Below are 15,853 nucleotides of genomic sequence, written 5' to 3'. Positions count from 1 at the left end.
GCGATCCGGTGTTGCAACATCGATAGGGGCGGTCGGTTTCCGGTGTCAGCGCAGGCCGATCGTGAGCAGGAGATTCCCGTACAGACGTTCGTCTCCGGTCGCGATGACGACGCCGACGTCCGGGGATCGCACGCGGTCGTAGAACGCGAAGCGCTCGACCCGCTCGATCGGCACCTCGGAGCCCAGTGCCCGCGCGTAGTCGTCCTGCGCGGGGGCCTCGACGCCGGGCGGGGTCTGCATGACGGTCGCCGACTCGACGTTCACGACCGTGAGCACGGCGTCGAGCACCGTCGTGACGTCCAGCAGGCCGGGGCGAAGGTTGAGATGGATGAGTCGTGCGCCTGGACGGGTCCCGGTCAGGTAGGGGTAGTTGCCGTCGGCGATGAGGACCCCGGAGCCGTGGCCCGACGACGCGAGCGCTTCGAGCAGCGGCGGGTGGACGAGTGGGCCGGTGATCACGCGGACGCTCCAGCCGTCGCAGGGACCGTCGCGCCGTCTGCTGCGTAACCGTGCCATCCCGGGATCGTCCCGTCGACGTCCCACAGCTCGAGCCAGCTGCCGGCGCCCGGCCAGAGGAACACCTGACCCTTGATGAGTCGGTTGTTCCGTTCTGCTGAACGCAACTCCTCCAGCTCGGCAGGGGTCAGGGGGTCTTCGATCACGGCTTGCAGGTTGGCGACGAACTGCGACTCCTTCACCGAGAACGGGATCGGGATCTGACCGCGCTGCACCGCCCATTTGAGGCAGACGAGCGCCGGATGGACGCCGTGCGCACGGGCGATCGATGCGACGACGGGGTGGTCCATGTCGGAGACGTCGGAGTCGATGCGGTCACGATCCGGTCGCGACGGCGACCCGAGGGGAGAGTAGCCCACCGGCTGGATGCCGTGGTCGAGGCAGAACCGGAACAGCTCGGGCTGTTGGAAGCACGGGTGCAGCTCCATCTCGTTCAGCGCGGGGCGGATCCGCGCATCGGAGATGATGGCCGTGAGCTTGGGGATGGTGACGTTCGAGGTCCCGAGGTGCCGGACGACCCCCTCATCGACCAGGCTCTCGAGGGCATGCCAGAGGGCCATGAACTCCTCGTGGAGGTAGGGGCGCGCGTGCTGGTCGCGGTCGGCCGCATCCGCGAACGGTGCGTGGTGGTTCGGGAACGGCCAGTGCACGAAGACGGCGTCGAGGGTGTCGAGTCGGAGGTCCCGGAGGGATCGTCGGACCGAGGCGATCGCGGCCGCCGGCTCGTGGGCGTCGTTCCACACCTTCGACATGACGAAGAGCTCCTCGCGCGGCACGCCGCGGGCGATCTCTTCCTGGAGCACGGCACCGACCTGCGCCTCGTTGCCGTACACCGAGGCGCAGTCGATCAGGCGGTACCCGGCTCGGATCGCTCCGCCGACCGCCGCCGCCACGTCGTCCGCGCCGTATCGGTCGGACCCGAACGTCCCCATTCCGATCGCCGGTATCGACGCCCCGCTGGCGAGTCGTCGGGTGGGCACGCTGTCGATCTTGATCATGTCTGTGTTCTCCGTTTCATTCGGTTCGAGCGTGGTCACCGGACGGTGCCACCGGAGCGTTCCGCAGCCGTGCATCATCGCCTCGGCTCGCCGCCACTAGATGTTGAGGCCGTGGAAGAAGTCGGTGCGGAGCGCCGGGCCCGCGGGCGCCAGCTCGATCCGCACCACGGCGCCACCTGGACCCGTCAGCTCCGAGTCGGGCAGCACGACCTCGAGATGCTCGCGTGTGCGTGTCCACTCGGCGGGTTCCCGTGAGCCGAGGACCCGGACGTCGACGATCGGCCGGTTGAGGAGCCGACAGTCCGAGCCGAAACTGCGGATGCGCATCCGGCCGTCTTCCGGACGGAGAAGTCCGATCCCGTAGACGTACTCGTGGCCGACCTCGGTCATCCGCGTGAATCGGATGTCCTCGGCGGTGTACACGGCCGCCGCGGCGTCGGTGAACGAGCCGGCGGCGGGTGCGGTCGGCCCTTCCCCGAACACGATCCACGGGCGCGACCCGTAGATCGCCTCTCCGTTCACGGCCAACCAGTCACCGACCGCTTCCAACAACGCGACCTCCTCCTCGGGGATCGTCCCGTCGGGACGCGGACCGACGTTGAGCAGGAGGTTCCCGTTCTTCGAGACGACGTCGACGAGTTCCTGGATGAGCTCGGAGGCGTCCTTGTAGTCGTGCCCCTCCACCCAGCTCCATGAGGTCCGGGACACCGAGGTGTCGTTCTGCCACACCTCCGGCCGGATGCCGTCCATGGTGCCACGCTCGATGTCGAGGACCGCGGACCCGGGCGCGAACGACTCCCACTTGTAGTTGATGACGACCTCACGTCCCCACTCGGCCGCCCGGTTGTAGTAGTACGCCGCCAGCCTCCGGAGGTAGGGCTCGAACGAGGGAGTCTCGATGCCGGTGTCGAAGTACAGGATCTGCGGTCGGTAGGAGTCGATGATCTCGACCGTGCGCAAGAGCCAGTCCTCCAGGAAGCGCTCGGTCGGGTTCGTCTCCTGGCGCATCGCCGGTCCGTAGAGGTCGCTGTAGGCGGGGTCGCGGACGTCGGAGTCGAACGTCGTCCCGTCGTTCATGAAGAACCAGTGTTCGGCCCGGTGGCTCGACGCGCCCGTGACCAGCCACGACTGGTCGACCGCTTCGAGGAGGTCGCCCATCACGTCACGCTGCGGGCCGACCTCGGTCACCTTCCACCGCGAGCGGGCGGTGTCGTACATCGTGTAGCCGTCGTGGTGTTCGGCGACGGGCACCACGAACTGCGCGCCGGCGCGTTTGAACAGTGCAGCCCAGGCCTGCGGGTCGAAGCGCTCCATGCGGAAGTGCGGCAGGAAATCCTTGTATCCGAAGCGGTCGTGCGGGCCGTAGGTCTCCACATGGTGGTCGAAGGCGGGGGTGCCGCGCCGATACATGGTGCGCGAATACCACTCGTTGCCGAACGCCGGCACGGAGAAGGCACCCCAGTGCAGGAACACACCGAACTTGGCGTCGCGGTACCACTGCGGAGCCCGATAGTGCGACAGCGAATCCCAGGTGGCGTCGTACGGACCGGCGTCGATGACGGCATCCACCGCTGCGAGCGCTACACGGTTGTCCGAGACGTCGACCGGTGCCGGCAGGGAGGTGGGGTCGAGCGGTTCGAGGTTCATGGGTCTCCATTCGTGGTCGCGGCTCATCGGCCGCCGAAGGCGCCCGCGCCGATCGCGGCCACCAGTTGTCGTTGGGCGACGGCGACCACGACCACCACCGGGGCGATCGTCATCACACATGCCGCCATCAGCAGTTCCCATTGCGTGCCCGTCTGGGTCGTGAAGCCGGCGATGCCGATGGGGATCGTCCACTTGTCGGAGCTGTTGAGGATGATCAACGGCCACAGGAAGCTGTTCCAGCTGCCGAGGAAGCTGAAGATCGCGAGTACCGAGATGGCCGGTCGCACGAGGGGGACGATGACGCTGGTGAGGATGCGCCAGGTCGAGGCACCGTCGAGCCGGGCCGCCTCCTCCAGTTCCGCTGGGATCTGCAGCATGAACTGCCGGAGCAGGAAGGCCCCGAACGCGCCGAACAGGCCCGGGAGGATGAGCGCGATCCAGGTGTCGGCGAGCCGGACCTGGTCGAAGCCGAGGAAGAGTGGCACGACCGCGACCTCGGCCGGCAAGGTCAGCGTGATGATGAACAGCACGAAGACGGCGCTCCGACCGGGGAATCGCAGCCGGGCGAACGCGAACGCCGTCAGGGTCGCGACGATCAGGGTCAACAGGGTCGAGACGGCCGCCACGACCAGGCTGTTGGTGAGCAGCCGTCCGAAGTCGACCTCGACCCAGGCGTCCGCGAAGTTCGACCAGAGGACCTCGGAGCCGATGAACGTGATCCGCGCACCGAACACCTCGTTCGCCGGCTTCAACGCGGTGAAGAACGTCCAGATGAGCGGGAACGAGAACACGAGCGCGAACAGCCAAGCGATCGTCGAGTTGGCCACGAACCCGAGCGTGCGTCCCCGGTGACGCCGCCGAGGGCCTCGTACCGCGAGCTGCTGATCAGTCATAGTGCACCCATTTCTTCTGTCCCCAGAGTTGGAACAGGGTGAAGATCGCGATGATCACGAACAGGACGGTCGCGATGGCCGACGCGTAGCCGAGCTGGTTGTTGGAGAACGCGGTCTGGTAGAGGTACAGCATGATCGTCATGGTGCTGTTGCCGGGTCCGCCGCCCGTGATCACGTAGGCCTGGGCGAACGTCGACCACGCGCCGATCACGGTCAACACCGTGGTGAAGAAGAGCGCCGGGCTGACGAGCGGAAGGGTGATCGAGAACAGCCGACGGAACCGACCGGCGCCGTCGATGCGCGACGCGGCGATGACATCGGGGCTGATCGAGTCGAGCCCGGCTCCGAGCACGATCATGTTGTAGCCGAACGACTGCCAGAGCGACACGCCGATCACGACGGCGAGCGCCCAGTTGCCGTCGCTGAGCCATGGGATCGGCGCAAGCCCGACGGCTGCGAGCGCCTGGTTGACGGCCCCGTCCTGCTGGAACAGCAGACGGAACACCGCGGCGTTCGCCACCATCGGCGACAGGGCCGGGATCAGGAAGATCACGCGCAGCCAGTTCCGACCGGCGATGCGGGTCTGCAGCCACATCGCCATCGCCAACGAGATCGCGATGTTCGCCGGAACGTAGACGAGCACGAAGATCGCCGTGACGAGGACGCTGTTGAGGAACTGCGAATCACGGAACAGCCGGGCGTAGTTCTCCCAGCCGGTGAACTCCGTCCCACCGAGCACGGTCGAGTCGGAGAACCCGAGGATCAGCGACGCCAGTTGCGGGACGACGATGAAGACCACCAGCCCGATGAGCCCTGGGAGGACGAATACCCATCCCACCCAACGCGGGCCCCCGAGGGGCCGGCGGCGAGGCCGACCCCTCGGACGCTCCGGTCGGGTGACCGCGCCGTCGATGACCGCGCCGTCGATGACCTCACCCTCCGCGCTGTCGAGACGCACGAACGTCATTGCGCGAGGCCTGCCTTCACCTGTTCGAGCACCTCGGCGACCGTGCGTTGACCGGAGAACGCCTCCACCTCGTACTGCGTCAACAGGGTGTCGAGCTGGGACTGGTTCGCGGGCACCGGAGACGGCGTCGCATCACCGGTCATCTGCCGGATCACCTCGGTGAACTCCGGTGACCCGACATTGGCGGACCAGGCGTCGAGCGAGTCGAGCCGGGCCGGCACGGACGCCTGCGACTTCGTCACCTCGTCGAGACCCGCCTTGCTGGTCATGGCCGTGATGGCCTCGAACGCCTTCTGCTTGTCACCACACGTCTTCGTGATGCCGAAGCCCGAGCCGCCGATGAAGCCCTTCGACTGCCCGTTCGCACTCGGGATGACGGCGATGCCCACGTTGTCCTTACCGAGCGACTCCTGAGCGTGCTGCAGATCCCAGAGCCCCTGCATCTCCATTGCGGACTGGCCGGTGTTGAACGCGTCGATGTCGGGGAACGTTCCGCCGGCGGCCGCCTCGAGCGGCTTCGCGACCTTGTGCACGGTGGCGAGGTCGACGAGCAGTTGCAGCGCGTCGTGGAAGGCCGGGTCGTCGAGCAGCGGACCGTTCTCGTCCGCGTAGGGATGTCCGTCCGCCGCCATCAGCGTGCTGATGGGGTTGGACCCCTGGCCGATCGCGAACCCGTAGACGCCGTCCTTCGTCGTGGCCTTGGCCGCGGCGATGAAGTCGTCGGTGGTCCAGTCGTTCGACGGCTCGGCGACGCCGGCGTCCTTGAACATCTGCTTGTTGTAGAGGATCACGGTCGGACCGGCGTTGAACGGAAGGGCGTAGAGCTCACCGTCCACCCGGAGCTGCTCGAGCATCGCCGAACTGTAGGCGGACAGATCGAGCTTATTCTCCTTCGCCAGTTCGTCGAGCGGCTCCAGCCCCTCGACGTACGGGTTCACCCGCCCGTTCTGGAACGTGACCAGGCAGGGCGCGCTGCTGCTGCGCATCACCGTGGGCAGCTTCGTGTAGTAATCGCCGATCGGCGGTCCGGAGAAGCTCACCGACATCGAGGGGTCGGCGTGCACTCCTCCGGCGATGTAGTCGGCCCACTGCTGTTTGTCGGCCTTCCCACCGACCCAGGTGTACATGGTGACCGTATCGCCGTCGAGACCCGACGCCCCACCGTCGGCTCCTGAACATGCGGCGAGCCCGAGCACCAGGGCCCCGGCGGTCGTGGTGACGCCCACGCGCCTCCACCTCCGGGCACCGTTCGTCTGTGTCTGCATACAACTCCTCCTTGAGTGTTTGGGCGAAACGTTACGTTCTCCGTGAATGCTAAGAAAGCGAAATCCACGAGTCAAGCACAGGTGTCGACTTCGAAATCTTTCGTACGGCGGTATCATCAGGGCGATAGGCGTGAGAACATCCGCGTGGCCCATGGTCGAAACGATTCGTGCTGATCAACAAAGGTCGCACGAACAGACGGCCGAGCTGGCCTATGCTGAGCGGAAACGCCTCTCGCTCGGCGGTGCCCGAGCAAGAGTGGTGAGCGGCGACACCAGGAAAGGCTGGGCTGTGACGACCTACAAGGACATTCAGCGGGCCACGGGCCTCTCGCTCGCGACGATCTCGAAGTACTACAACGGGCGCAACGTCCTCGAAGCCAACCGGGACGCCATTCAGACGGCCGCGCGCGAGCTGGGGTTCCGGCCGAACCAGAACGCCCGATCGTTGCGCTCACGGCGATCGAGGACCGTCGGCGTCCTGCTTCCGGCGATCAACAACGACTTCCACCTCACGATTGTCGCCGGCGTCGAGGAAGCGCTCCGCCCGAGAGGGTTCAGCGTCATCGTGGCAGCCAGCCCTGATCCGGCCGACGACTCCGTCAACCTGCTCATGGATCGGATGGTCGACGGGATCATCGCGGTGACACCGCCACATGACGTTCCGGCTCTCCGCGCCGCCGCTTCGCAGGTCCCGGTCGTCATGGTGGACTGGCACATCGACGACGTGCATGCCGACGGCGTCTTCCTCGACAACATCGCGGCGGGCGCGCTCGGGGCGCGCCACCTGCTCGACCATGGTCACCGCCGCATCGGCTTCGTCGGCGGCGAATCGACGATCTCCTCGATGCGACTGCGCACGGAGGGCTTCGAGACGGCGCTGTTCACGCAAGGGATCCAGGCCGACCCGGCGCTCGAACGCTTCGTGCCGCTGACGGTCGACGCCGGATACCGAGCCACCCAGGAACTGCTCGCACGATACCCCCGTCCCACGGGGCTCTTCGCGGCGAACTACGAACTCACCCTCGGCGCGGTCACCGCGATCAACGATTCGGGTCTCCGCATCGGCCGCGACATCTCGGTGGTGGGGTTCGACAGCCGCGAACTGGCACAAGCGCTCGTCCCGAAACTGACGGTCATCGTGCAACCGACCCGCAAGATCGCCAAGCACGCCGCGCGCCTCATCGCAGACCACATCGAGGCCGGCGAACGCCCGGCCCCAACGGTCAAGTACCTCGAGGCGCACCTCATCCCTGGCTCCTCGGTGTCCCGCGTCGACGACTGAGCTGTACCTTCGTCTCCGACCTCGGTCCCGATGTCCGAGCTCGGGCCCGGTCTCCTGCCCGTAGGACGGGTTCAGGGAGTGCACGTGGGGGCGGCTGACGGCTCCGGTCGTTCCTCGGCTCACCACATCGAGCAGCCCCGCTCGGCATCGACACGTCGCCCGAGCCAATCCAGGCTCAGCCCCGTCGACCTCAGTGCCATCGTCCTGGAGGCGGCCGACGAGCGATGACGGATCGGCCTCCCCGACGGTGTGGATCTGCGCACGGCTGCCGTGCCGACGCTGCAGCTGGTCGGTGATCGAGCACGCCTCCGGGAGTTGCTCTCGATCATGCTCGACAACGCGGTGACCTTCACCCGCGTCACCGACACGGGGATCGGCATCCCGGCGGACGAACTCACCCGGGTCTTCGAACGGTTCCACCGAGCCGGGAACGTGCGCGAGGAGACGATCCGCGGCTCAGGCCTCGGACTCACCATCGCCAGATCCATCGCGCACGCGCACCGCGGCACGATCGAGGCCTTCGCCACCGGAGACCCCGGAACGACCTTCATCGTCCGCCTCCCGCTGGCCCGCCGGAACCGCTCGGCCGGCTGACACCGCCGACGAGGCGTCTCAGTCGCCGAGGCAACCGGGTCGAGCAAGGGTCACCACCAGAAGGGCGCTTGCGTCACGTAGGGCGATTCGAGCCTGGCGACCTCGTCGTCCGTCAGCTGCACGTCCAGTGCGGCGGCGGCATCCGTGAGGTGTGCCGGTTTGGTGGCACCGATGATGGGAGCTGCGACCGTCGGGTTCCGCAGGACCCAGGCCAGTGCGACCTGCGCCATCGGGATGCCTCGCTCGACCGCGATCTCCTCGACGGCGTCGATGATCGGGCCGTCGGCGTCCGTGTCGAACGCCTTCGCCACCTCATCGATGTTCGAGCGGTCCGTGGCTGCACCGCGCGGACGGGCGAGCCGTCCTTTACCGTTCGGCGAGTACGGCGTGAGGCCGACGCCGGTGTCCGCACACATCGGGATCATCTCCCGTTCCTCTTCGCGTTTCAGCAGGTTGTACTGGTTCTCCATCGCGACGAAGGGTGTCAGCCCGTGGACCGCTGCGGCCGTCTGCAGCTTCGCGAACTGCCAGGCGTACATGGAGGAGGCGCCGAGGTAGCGCACCTTCCCCGCGCGGACGATGTCGTCGAGCGCTTGCATCGTCTCCTCGACCGGGGTCTCCTCGTCGAAGCGGTGGACGTAATACACGTCGATGTGGTCGGTCCCGAGTCGTCGCAACGAGGCGTCGACCTGTTCGAGGATGGCCGTTCGGGAGAGTCCCGATCCCCCGGGCCCGTCATGCATCCTCCCCGAGACCTTCGTCGCGAGGACGATGTCCTCACGGCGGCTGAACCGCGTGATCGCGCGTCCGACGTACTCCTCGCCGCTGCCCTGTTGGTAGACGTTCGCGGTGTCCCAGAACGTGATCCCCAGCTCGACCGCCTGCCGGAAGAACGGCGCTGACGCCGCTTCGTCCAGGGTCCAACGGTGGAGTCCGCGGTTCGGATCGCCGTAGGTCATGCAGCCGAGCGCGAGGCGGCTGACGCGGAGTCCGGTCGCTCCGAGGCGGGTGTACTCCATGCTTGGTGCTCCTTGCTTCAGTGTTGGGGCGAGGGGTGTTCGGAGGTGGCCGCCCAGCTGGCGAGGAGTTTGAGTGACTCCTCGCTCGGTGAGCCGGGTTCGGCGCTGTAGATCAAGAAGTTCAGGCCGGGCTGGTCCATCGGCTCCATCGCCTCGTAGATCATGCGGAGCTCGCCGACGACCGGATGATGGAACACCTTCTCGCCGGACGTGTGATGGCGGACGTTGTGCGCGCCCCAACGGACGCGGAACTCCTCGCTGCGCGTGGACAGCTCACCCACCAGGTCCTGCATGGCCCGATCGTGCGGGTTGCGCCCCGCCTCGGTGCGGAGGATCGCGACGTTGATGTCGGCCGAGGTCGACCAGCTCGGGTAGAACGCCTCCGCGAGGTCGCGGTGCAGGAACACGAACCGAGCCAGGTTCACCGGGCGCTCCGGGAGCGCGTAGAGGTCGGCGTACAGCGCGCGGAAGAGTGCGTTCTCGGCGAGCACGTCCATCCGGCCGTTCCGGACGAACGCCGGGCCTGCGGTGATGGAGTCGAGGGCGAGTTGCATACCGGGCCGCACGCCGGCCGGCGCAGACCGTCGGCGGGCCCTGATCGGCGATTCGTTCGCCGCCCGAGCGAGGTCCGTGAGGTGGGAACGCTCCGCGTCGTCCAACCGCAGTGCGGTGCCGATCGCGTCGAGGACCGCCTCCGACACCCCCGAGAGGTTCCCGCGCTCGAGACGCGAGTAGTACTCGACGCTCACTCCGGCGAGCATCGCGACCTCGGTGCGACGCAGCCCCGGTACGCGTCGGTTCGTTCCGCCAGGCAGCTCCACCTGCTCTGGCGTGAGTCGGTCCCGACGGGTCGTCAGGAACTCGCGCACCCCGTCTCGATTGTCCATGCCGACAACGATATGACGCGGCCTCCGGCGCTGGGGTGTTCCCGCAGGACACCCATCCTCGACCTCGTGAAGCTCGTTTTGAGCAGGCGCGCAGCGTCTCACGTGCTCGGGCCGCCCTGAGACGTGCCCTGGCGGAGTATCCCTGCTTCGCCGCCGGTGGTGTGTGATCGAGGGATGCAGATCGACCACGGGAACGGGGCAGCACACCGCGTGTCATCGCCGACCTCGGACGATGGCCTCGCCGACCGTGAAGGCCGGACGCCGCGACAACGCCTGACGCTGCTGCTGGCTGCGCTCGGGTTCTTCCTGATCACCCTCGACATCCTCATCGTCACCATCGCGCTCACCAGCATCGCGCGAGACCTCGGCGGAACGACGGCATCGCTGCAGTGGGTGATCGACGCCTACACCGTGCTGTTCGCGGCCCTCCTGCTCCTCGCCGGCAACCTCTCGGAGCGGTTCGGCGCGAAGCGGGCGTTCGGCATCGGCATCACCGTCTTCCTCGTCACGTCGATCGCGTGTGCGGTGGCCCCGTCGATCGGTGTCCTCATCGCCGCTCGAGCCCTGCAGGGCGCTGGTGCGGCGTTGATGCTGCCGGCGTCCATGGCGCTCATCCGTGAGGCGTTCCCGGGAGGTCGCGAGCGCGCTCGCGCCCTGGGTGTCTGGGCGGTCGGCGGCGCGGTCGCCACCGCACTCGGGCCGGTCCTCGGTGGCGCGTTGACGACGCTCGACTGGCGACTGGTGTTCGCGATCAACCTGCCCGTCTGCATCATGATGATCACCCTGCTCCGGACGGTCGCGTCGTCCCCTTCACGGCCGGAGCCGTTCGACTGGGCCGGACAGTTCGTCTGGCTCATCGCGGCGACGGCGCTGGTGTTCGGACTCATCGAGGGCGGGGCGAACGGGTTCGGCAGTCCCGTCGTGGTCGCAAGCCTCGGCGTCGCGCTGGTCGGCATCGTCGGTTTCCTCGTCATCCAGGCCAGGAGCGCGCACCCGATGATGCCGTTGGATCTCTTCCGATCGAGCGGTATGCGCATCGCCCTCGCCGTCGGATTCGCGTTCATGGTGAGCAACTTCGGGACGGTGTTCGTCCTGAGTCTGTTCCTGCAGCAGCAGCTCCGACTGCCGCCGCTGCTCGCGGGCCTGGTGTTCCTCCCGTCGGCCCTCTTCGCCGTCGTCGGCAACATCGTCAGTGGCACCGTCGCCAACCGGTTCGGGGTGCGCGTCCCGATCGTGTCGGGGTTGCTCCTCATGGTGGTCGGGCTCGTCGGCACCGTCGCCACCGTTAACCTGGGGTCGCCGATCTGGGTGGGCCTGTTCGCTTGCTTCACCGCCGCGGGAGGTTCCGTGGCGATGCCGCCGGTGACCTCCGTGGTGCTCGCCAGCGTCCCAGCATCGCGCGCCGGCACCGCGAGTGCGGTCTTCAACACCTTCCGCCAACTCGGCGGTGCGGTCGCCATCGCGGTCTTCGGGGCGCTCCTCACGGGCTCGACGGGATTCGTCGCCGGGCTGCAACTCAGCCTCGTCATCGCTGCCGCGCTCATCCTCCTCACCGCGATCGCGAGCGTGTTCATCAGGCCGGCGGACGGGTCGTCATGACGCCGCAATCGACCAGACGGGATCAGTCAGTGTCATCGTCAGCGCCCGGCGTGCGGCCGGGATCGATGCGCAGCCGCTCCTCGCTCCGCTCCACGTCCGCGAACCGCTGCCCCTCGACGACGAACAGCACCTTCTTGGGAACCGTCTTCAGCCAGATCCTGCCGCCGTTCGCCAGTTCCCAGTACGGGTCGCCGGCCTGGGAGCCGGAGGACTGACCGAGGTGCACGCTCAGCGCCGATTGCAACTCCTGAGCGGCACCCCGCAGCGCGCCGGGGTCGTCGCTCTTGTCGGAGACCGCGATCACGACCTGGGCGATCGCTTCATCTGCGACGAGCGAACGAACGGTCGGCAGGTTCACGGGATACCCGGAACGGTGCTGGACACCGCTCGACCTCTCCAGTTTGAGCTGCCACCCGAGACGCTCCGCAAGCGCCTTGAAATCGTCGCGACCCAGCGGCCATGACACCAATGCGAAGGCTTTGCTGACGGCATCGATCTGTGCGTTCGTGGCTCTGGCGAGTGCACCCATCAGCTCATCCTACGGCTGTCTCCGCACCGGATTCGGCGGCGGACGAGGAAGCGCCCCGAAAACCAGAACAGCCGCTGACCTGGGTGATCCAGGGCAACGGCCGGGTGAAGCTGATGGAGCCGCCCAAGGGAATCGAACCCTTGACCTTCTCATTACGAGTGAGGGCGATGGAGTCCGTCGGCGTCCGCGGTAGTCGGCTGATCAGGGTTTTTCCAAGCCAGGGTCCGCGTGAGTTTGTCATGTCAGTCCCGCGTTGCTGTCATCTGCGCCTCGCGAATGAGCCCCCCCCCCCCCGCCGTCATCAATCAGACTCCCGGGCGAAACCCCGCCCTCTGAGGTTTCGAGCAGCTCGGGTTTAGACACCGAGTTCTGAGCATCCGACACGAGCGGAATCTCGCCACATCGCCGGACCGACTGGCGGGTGGTCAGAAACGATCGTTCCCGACAGGTCCAGCGCCGGTCGCAGGGCCGCAACGTGTGCCCACCGTTCACCCCGCAAAAAATGCAGCAGTGATCCGATCGGCGAACTCTCGTGACGGCTCTTCCTCGCTGAGCAGGAAGCCCGTCGACAGGACGATCTGCATTTGGAGGAGGCGGTGTGCGTCGAGGTCCTGGTCCATCGACTCAGGCGCGCCATGAGAGATGTGGACGTTGTCTCGTGTCGGCGCATAGCTGCCCGCCAAGGCACCGGACGGGTGAGCAAACTTCGTTTCCTCGAGCCACATCGCGTACGTTGACCAAGGCTTCACTGAGGTCGACTCGACCGCCGACCAGATCCTTGTCGCCTGCTGGTGAATGGTGCCGTTCGATTCATTCTCAAGCTCAAAAGCGTTCATCTCCGCGCGGTCGAAGTCCGCGCCGTGACCCGCATCTTGCAGGTAGTCCAGCAGCCGATTCGTGTCCCTCCGATCCTTCTCCAGCATCGTGTCTACGGCTTTGGCGCGTTCAGACGGAGTGAGATCTTGAAGCCAGTGGAGACGAAGTGCGATCTCGAGGACGAGACGGCGATTCGGCGCCGCGGCCGACAGGAGGTCTTCGTGGGCTAGCGCAGCGATGACTCGACTCTGCACGAACGCCGCGCGGCACAGCCCGACGATGACTTGGGTGGTACGTCCTTGGAACGCAATGTCGTCGAACGCCACTCGCAGAATCGCATCTGCCGATTGTGCAATCATCTCAGCATTGACCACTCGTGCCGGACGCGCATTCAGCGCCTGTCGCTTCTTCCTTGCCCTACTTCCGCTCATACCTCGACGCTAGCCCGAGATCCGGACATCCCGGACACGCGATCCCGACCCTGAAAACACGAGCACCTCTCACTCCGGCCGCCCGATGACGCCCAAGGAGCTACTCGGCATCCCTCCTTGCCTGAAGGACAAGACCTTCACTCCACTGCGGATTGTTCTGAACCTCAGCCTTCGATGAGCGGAAAGCGAGAATGACGACAGTGATCGGAAGCATGAAACCGGCAACTACCACAACCCACGGTTGCTCTACCGGTGGGAACACCACGAAGAGAAGCCAAACGAGACTGGCCGCCCCAATCACGATCGAAGCATTGGTCACCAAGAGCGAAATAGTTCTCGCCCTCGCGTAGGCTTTTTGTGGCAAGACTTCAATATCTCGCAAGGGATTATCGACCGTTATCGTGGGTTTGTTTTCAATAAGGAACCGGCATCGAAGAGATGTGCCCTTCTTAATGAGAGCCGGCGGTATGCAGTAGGAACCCTCTTGTGAATCGTGCCGCAGATGAGCCACGCGCGGTTCACTCTCTGGTGCATCCAAGTCGACGAGTATGCGCTCTGAAATCTGAAAACGCAGAGGCCTTGCCGCATCGAAGCTATCCGATCCGATATCCGCTCGCCCCGTCGCTTCAACGGTGAGCGTCGCCAGGTAAGGATTCTCCAGCGTGGCACCGTTGTGCATCAGGGTGAGCCCGAGGCCCTGGGCATTGGGTCCCAGTAGTCGTTCGACTGAGTATCTGTACACCAGCTCGCGCTTCGGGTTCTGCTGACGCGAGAGCCATACCGGAACACCGATGGTGACCGCGAGGGTCACGCACGCAATCGCGAACATTAGCCAGTTGATTGTCTCCACCCTCGAATTGAATCGGAAGGGACGGAGTTTTCCACGAACGGCGCGACACCGTCAAGGGCCGACACGAGGAGTACATCAGCAGGATCAGAACCGATTGCCAGTGTCGTGTAGGTCGCTGACTCGGAAAAATTGCGCTGATAATATATATCAAGTCGAGCTAGCAGCGCTCGGCTCAAACGCTACCGCGGCGTTCCCACCACGCACAGATGCCAGGCGAAGCGCTGCCAGGTGAAAGCGCAAGGCTGCGTCCGTCGCGTGAACGATGACAGCTGGGTCGGCGGTGAACAGGGCCCGGTTGGAGGTGTCGTCTTGGAAGTCCACGGCGGATAGCGTCATGGTCCGCGATGCAGACGGATGAGTGAGGCCGCTGATCATTTGCCAGGTGGCGCGAGCTACCGTGCTCCTACTACCGATCTCACTAGAGGCCTGGGCGATGATCGGCCCGAACCCGGGGAGCCCTCGTTGAAACACCGTCACTTCGATGCCGGCGACAGCAGCAAGGGCCCGGAGGTGCGCTTTCCGTTCGCGTATCTGCCTCGCGTTCTCACGACGATGGCGCTGATGCTCGGCGACGACAGCTTTGCTGTCTCCAGGGAGCGAATCCGTGATGACTGTCGCGAGTTGGTCATCGCGGAGTACGTCATCCATTCGGGCCTGCAACGATCTGCCGACCCGTTCTCCGCGATCGTGCGGCTGGAGTAGCCAGGTTGCCAGCGCTGCTGCTTCTGTTGCAGTGCGCAGAATGGCGTATTGCGCGACCATCGGCAGCCGGAGCCCGCCTTGGACGTGAGGATCCAGGAGCACGAGGCGGACAGTGCGCAACGCGTCAAGCGAAACAGACAGACAGTTCCCGACGAGATGGCTCGTCTGGAGGTAGTCCATGAGAGCGTCGTCGCCTGCGAGGTCGGAAGCCGGCAACGCGAGGTCGAAGTGCTTCCCGTCACGATGGCACTCGAGTTCCTCGATCAGTCTGAGCTGCCGAACGAGCGCCTGCACCGCCGCTTCAGGCTCCTGCCTCACATCGACACCTTCGCGATCGCCCGCGAGACCGACGAAGCTCCGACGCCGAGCACTTTGGCGATGTGAGCGACGCTGCGCCCCTCGGATCGCATGCGGAGCGCTTCTGCAGTGCGTTCCTCGGTCATAACCGAGGGCCGGCCTCCGATCCAGCCTTGAGCGCGAGCATTCGCCAGGCCTCGACGAGTGTTGTCTCGAATGGTGTCGACGCGGAGTTGAGCGAAGACCGCGATGATACCGAACAGGCTGCGAATGTTCACACCTCGGTCATGGAACTCGGCGATCGTCTGGATCGCCATGACCGCGGGACCAGCGATGCGATCCAGCGCGCGAATCACGAGCGTGTCGCCGTGACGGAGGTAGTCGAGGCAGGCAACCCACTGAGGGCGCTCGGACACACGGCTCGGCTCACCGCGGTCGACGAAGACTCGCGATGCACCTGCAGCGAGCAACTCTCGCTCCTGAGACTCCGGGTTCTGCTCACGAGTGGAAACGCGGGCGCACACGATCACGTTGGCCATAGGAGAAATCTACGGCCACCCA

Annotated in this window: 16 protein-coding genes; 3 read left to right on the top strand and 13 right to left on the bottom strand. The window is 65.9% G+C overall.

Translation table 11 applies throughout. The annotated features are described in order from the left end of the window. Positions 1–45 precede the first annotated feature (45 nt). From BIU99_RS02395 to BIU99_RS02370, 6 genes are all read right to left on the bottom strand, one after another. On the bottom strand, positions 46–459 hold the full coding sequence (locus BIU99_RS02395; RefSeq protein WP_064294673.1) for an RbsD/FucU family protein: 414 nt from the start codon (positions 457–459) through the stop codon (positions 46–48). Next, a complete protein-coding gene (locus tag BIU99_RS02390; RefSeq protein WP_071259360.1) occupies positions 456–1,514 on the bottom strand; it encodes an aldo/keto reductase in 1,059 nt (352 codons plus the stop codon). Before BIU99_RS02390 ends, BIU99_RS02395 begins: the two co-directional genes overlap by 4 nt. Positions 1,515–1,610: 96 nt before the next feature. Then, positions 1,611–3,161 (bottom strand): alpha-L-fucosidase, encoded by a 1,551-nt coding sequence (locus BIU99_RS02385; RefSeq protein WP_071259093.1) that lies wholly within the window; start codon positions 3,159–3,161, stop codon positions 1,611–1,613. 23 nt (positions 3,162–3,184) lie between these two features. Beyond that, a complete protein-coding gene (locus BIU99_RS02380; RefSeq protein WP_071259090.1) occupies positions 3,185–4,054 on the bottom strand; it encodes a carbohydrate ABC transporter permease in 870 nt (289 codons plus the stop codon). Further along, on the bottom strand, positions 4,047–5,021 hold the full coding sequence (locus BIU99_RS02375) for a carbohydrate ABC transporter permease (protein ID WP_071259087.1): 975 nt from the start codon (positions 5,019–5,021) through the stop codon (positions 4,047–4,049). Before BIU99_RS02375 ends, BIU99_RS02380 begins: the two co-directional genes overlap by 8 nt. Continuing rightward, on the bottom strand, positions 5,018–6,286 hold the full coding sequence (locus BIU99_RS02370; protein WP_071259084.1) for an ABC transporter substrate-binding protein: 1,269 nt from the start codon (positions 6,284–6,286) through the stop codon (positions 5,018–5,020). Before BIU99_RS02370 ends, BIU99_RS02375 begins: the two co-directional genes overlap by 4 nt. Positions 6,287–6,575: 289 nt before the next feature. Between BIU99_RS02370 and BIU99_RS02365 the strand changes: the two genes are divergently transcribed. Both BIU99_RS02365 and BIU99_RS02360 read left to right on the top strand, forming a co-directional pair. Then, complete coding sequence (locus BIU99_RS02365; protein WP_064294668.1) at positions 6,576–7,568, top strand: LacI family DNA-binding transcriptional regulator; 993 nt, start codon at positions 6,576–6,578, stop codon at positions 7,566–7,568. A gap of 249 nt (positions 7,569–7,817) precedes the next feature. Then, on the top strand, positions 7,818–8,162 hold the full coding sequence (locus tag BIU99_RS02360; RefSeq protein WP_064294667.1) for an ATP-binding protein: 345 nt from the start codon (positions 7,818–7,820) through the stop codon (positions 8,160–8,162). 50 nt (positions 8,163–8,212) lie between these two features. On the opposite strand, the gene BIU99_RS02355 is transcribed toward BIU99_RS02360, so the two are convergent. Both BIU99_RS02355 and BIU99_RS02350 read right to left on the bottom strand, forming a co-directional pair. Continuing rightward, on the bottom strand, positions 8,213–9,181 hold the full coding sequence (locus BIU99_RS02355; RefSeq protein WP_071259082.1) for an aldo/keto reductase: 969 nt from the start codon (positions 9,179–9,181) through the stop codon (positions 8,213–8,215). A gap of 17 nt (positions 9,182–9,198) precedes the next feature. After that, positions 9,199–10,068 (bottom strand): helix-turn-helix transcriptional regulator, encoded by an 870-nt coding sequence (locus BIU99_RS02350; protein WP_071259079.1) that lies wholly within the window; start codon positions 10,066–10,068, stop codon positions 9,199–9,201. A 174-nt stretch (positions 10,069–10,242) separates the two neighbouring features. Between BIU99_RS02350 and BIU99_RS02345 the strand changes: the two genes are divergently transcribed. Continuing rightward, positions 10,243–11,667, top strand: coding sequence for an MFS transporter (locus BIU99_RS02345; protein ID WP_083397147.1), 1,425 nt, complete (start codon positions 10,243–10,245; stop codon positions 11,665–11,667). Between the two features lie 22 nt (positions 11,668–11,689). On the opposite strand, the gene BIU99_RS02340 is transcribed toward BIU99_RS02345, so the two are convergent. The 5 genes from BIU99_RS02340 to BIU99_RS02325 all read right to left on the bottom strand — a co-directional run bounded on the left by BIU99_RS02340 (position 11,690) and on the right by BIU99_RS02325 (position 15,831). After that, positions 11,690–12,196: a DUF6301 family protein gene (locus BIU99_RS02340; RefSeq protein ID WP_071259077.1), complete on the bottom strand. Its 507-nt coding sequence runs from the start codon at positions 12,194–12,196 to the stop codon at positions 11,690–11,692. Between the two features lie 488 nt (positions 12,197–12,684). Further along, entirely contained in the window at positions 12,685–13,443 is a 759-nt protein-coding gene (locus BIU99_RS02335) for a hypothetical protein (protein ID WP_139205311.1), read from the bottom strand. 100 nt (positions 13,444–13,543) lie between these two features. After that, positions 13,544–14,293 carry a hypothetical protein gene (locus tag BIU99_RS19645; protein ID WP_139205310.1) on the bottom strand — a complete coding sequence of 250 codons (750 nt, stop codon included), beginning with the start codon at positions 14,291–14,293 and terminating at the stop codon, positions 13,544–13,546. Positions 14,294–14,440: 147 nt separating this feature from the next. After that, positions 14,441–15,313 (bottom strand): hypothetical protein, encoded by an 873-nt coding sequence (locus BIU99_RS02330; protein ID WP_071259073.1) that lies wholly within the window; start codon positions 15,311–15,313, stop codon positions 14,441–14,443. Then, on the bottom strand, positions 15,310–15,831 hold the full coding sequence (locus BIU99_RS02325; RefSeq protein WP_071259070.1) for a recombinase family protein: 522 nt from the start codon (positions 15,829–15,831) through the stop codon (positions 15,310–15,312). Before BIU99_RS02325 ends, BIU99_RS02330 begins: the two co-directional genes overlap by 4 nt. Positions 15,832–15,853 lie beyond the last annotated feature (22 nt).

It is taken from the genome of Plantibacter sp. MMLR14_011 (assembly GCF_001865025.1).
Taxonomy (GTDB): domain Bacteria; phylum Actinomycetota; class Actinomycetes; order Actinomycetales; family Microbacteriaceae; genus Plantibacter; species Plantibacter flavus_A.
This window is presented reverse-complemented; position numbering and strand designations above follow the sequence as displayed.

What these genes read in the sequence shown, in the direction of transcription:
- BIU99_RS02325 (WP_071259070.1), bottom strand. Translation starts at nt 15,831, where the DNA reads ATGGCCAACGTGATCGTGTGCGCCCGCGTTTCCACTCGTGAGCAGAAC.
- BIU99_RS02390 (WP_071259360.1), bottom strand. Translation starts at nt 1,514, where the DNA reads ATGATCAAGATCGACAGCGTGCCCACCCGACGACTCGCCAGCGGGGCG.
- BIU99_RS02335 (WP_139205311.1), bottom strand. Translation starts at nt 13,443, where the DNA reads ATGAGCGGAAGTAGGGCAAGGAAGAAGCGACAGGCGCTGAATGCGCGT.
- BIU99_RS02370 (WP_071259084.1), bottom strand. Translation starts at nt 6,286, where the DNA reads ATGCAGACACAGACGAACGGTGCCCGGAGGTGGAGGCGCGTGGGCGTC.
- BIU99_RS02375 (WP_071259087.1), bottom strand. Translation starts at nt 5,021, where the DNA reads ATGACGTTCGTGCGTCTCGACAGCGCGGAGGGTGAGGTCATCGACGGC.
- BIU99_RS02345 (WP_083397147.1), top strand. Translation starts at nt 10,243, where the DNA reads ATGCAGATCGACCACGGGAACGGGGCAGCACACCGCGTGTCATCGCCG.
- BIU99_RS02380 (WP_071259090.1), bottom strand. Translation starts at nt 4,054, where the DNA reads ATGACTGATCAGCAGCTCGCGGTACGAGGCCCTCGGCGGCGTCACCGG.
- BIU99_RS02350 (WP_071259079.1), bottom strand. Translation starts at nt 10,068, where the DNA reads ATGGACAATCGAGACGGGGTGCGCGAGTTCCTGACGACCCGTCGGGAC.
- BIU99_RS02385 (WP_071259093.1), bottom strand. Translation starts at nt 3,161, where the DNA reads ATGAACCTCGAACCGCTCGACCCCACCTCCCTGCCGGCACCGGTCGAC.
- BIU99_RS02355 (WP_071259082.1), bottom strand. Translation starts at nt 9,181, where the DNA reads ATGGAGTACACCCGCCTCGGAGCGACCGGACTCCGCGTCAGCCGCCTC.
- BIU99_RS02340 (WP_071259077.1), bottom strand. Translation starts at nt 12,196, where the DNA reads ATGGGTGCACTCGCCAGAGCCACGAACGCACAGATCGATGCCGTCAGC.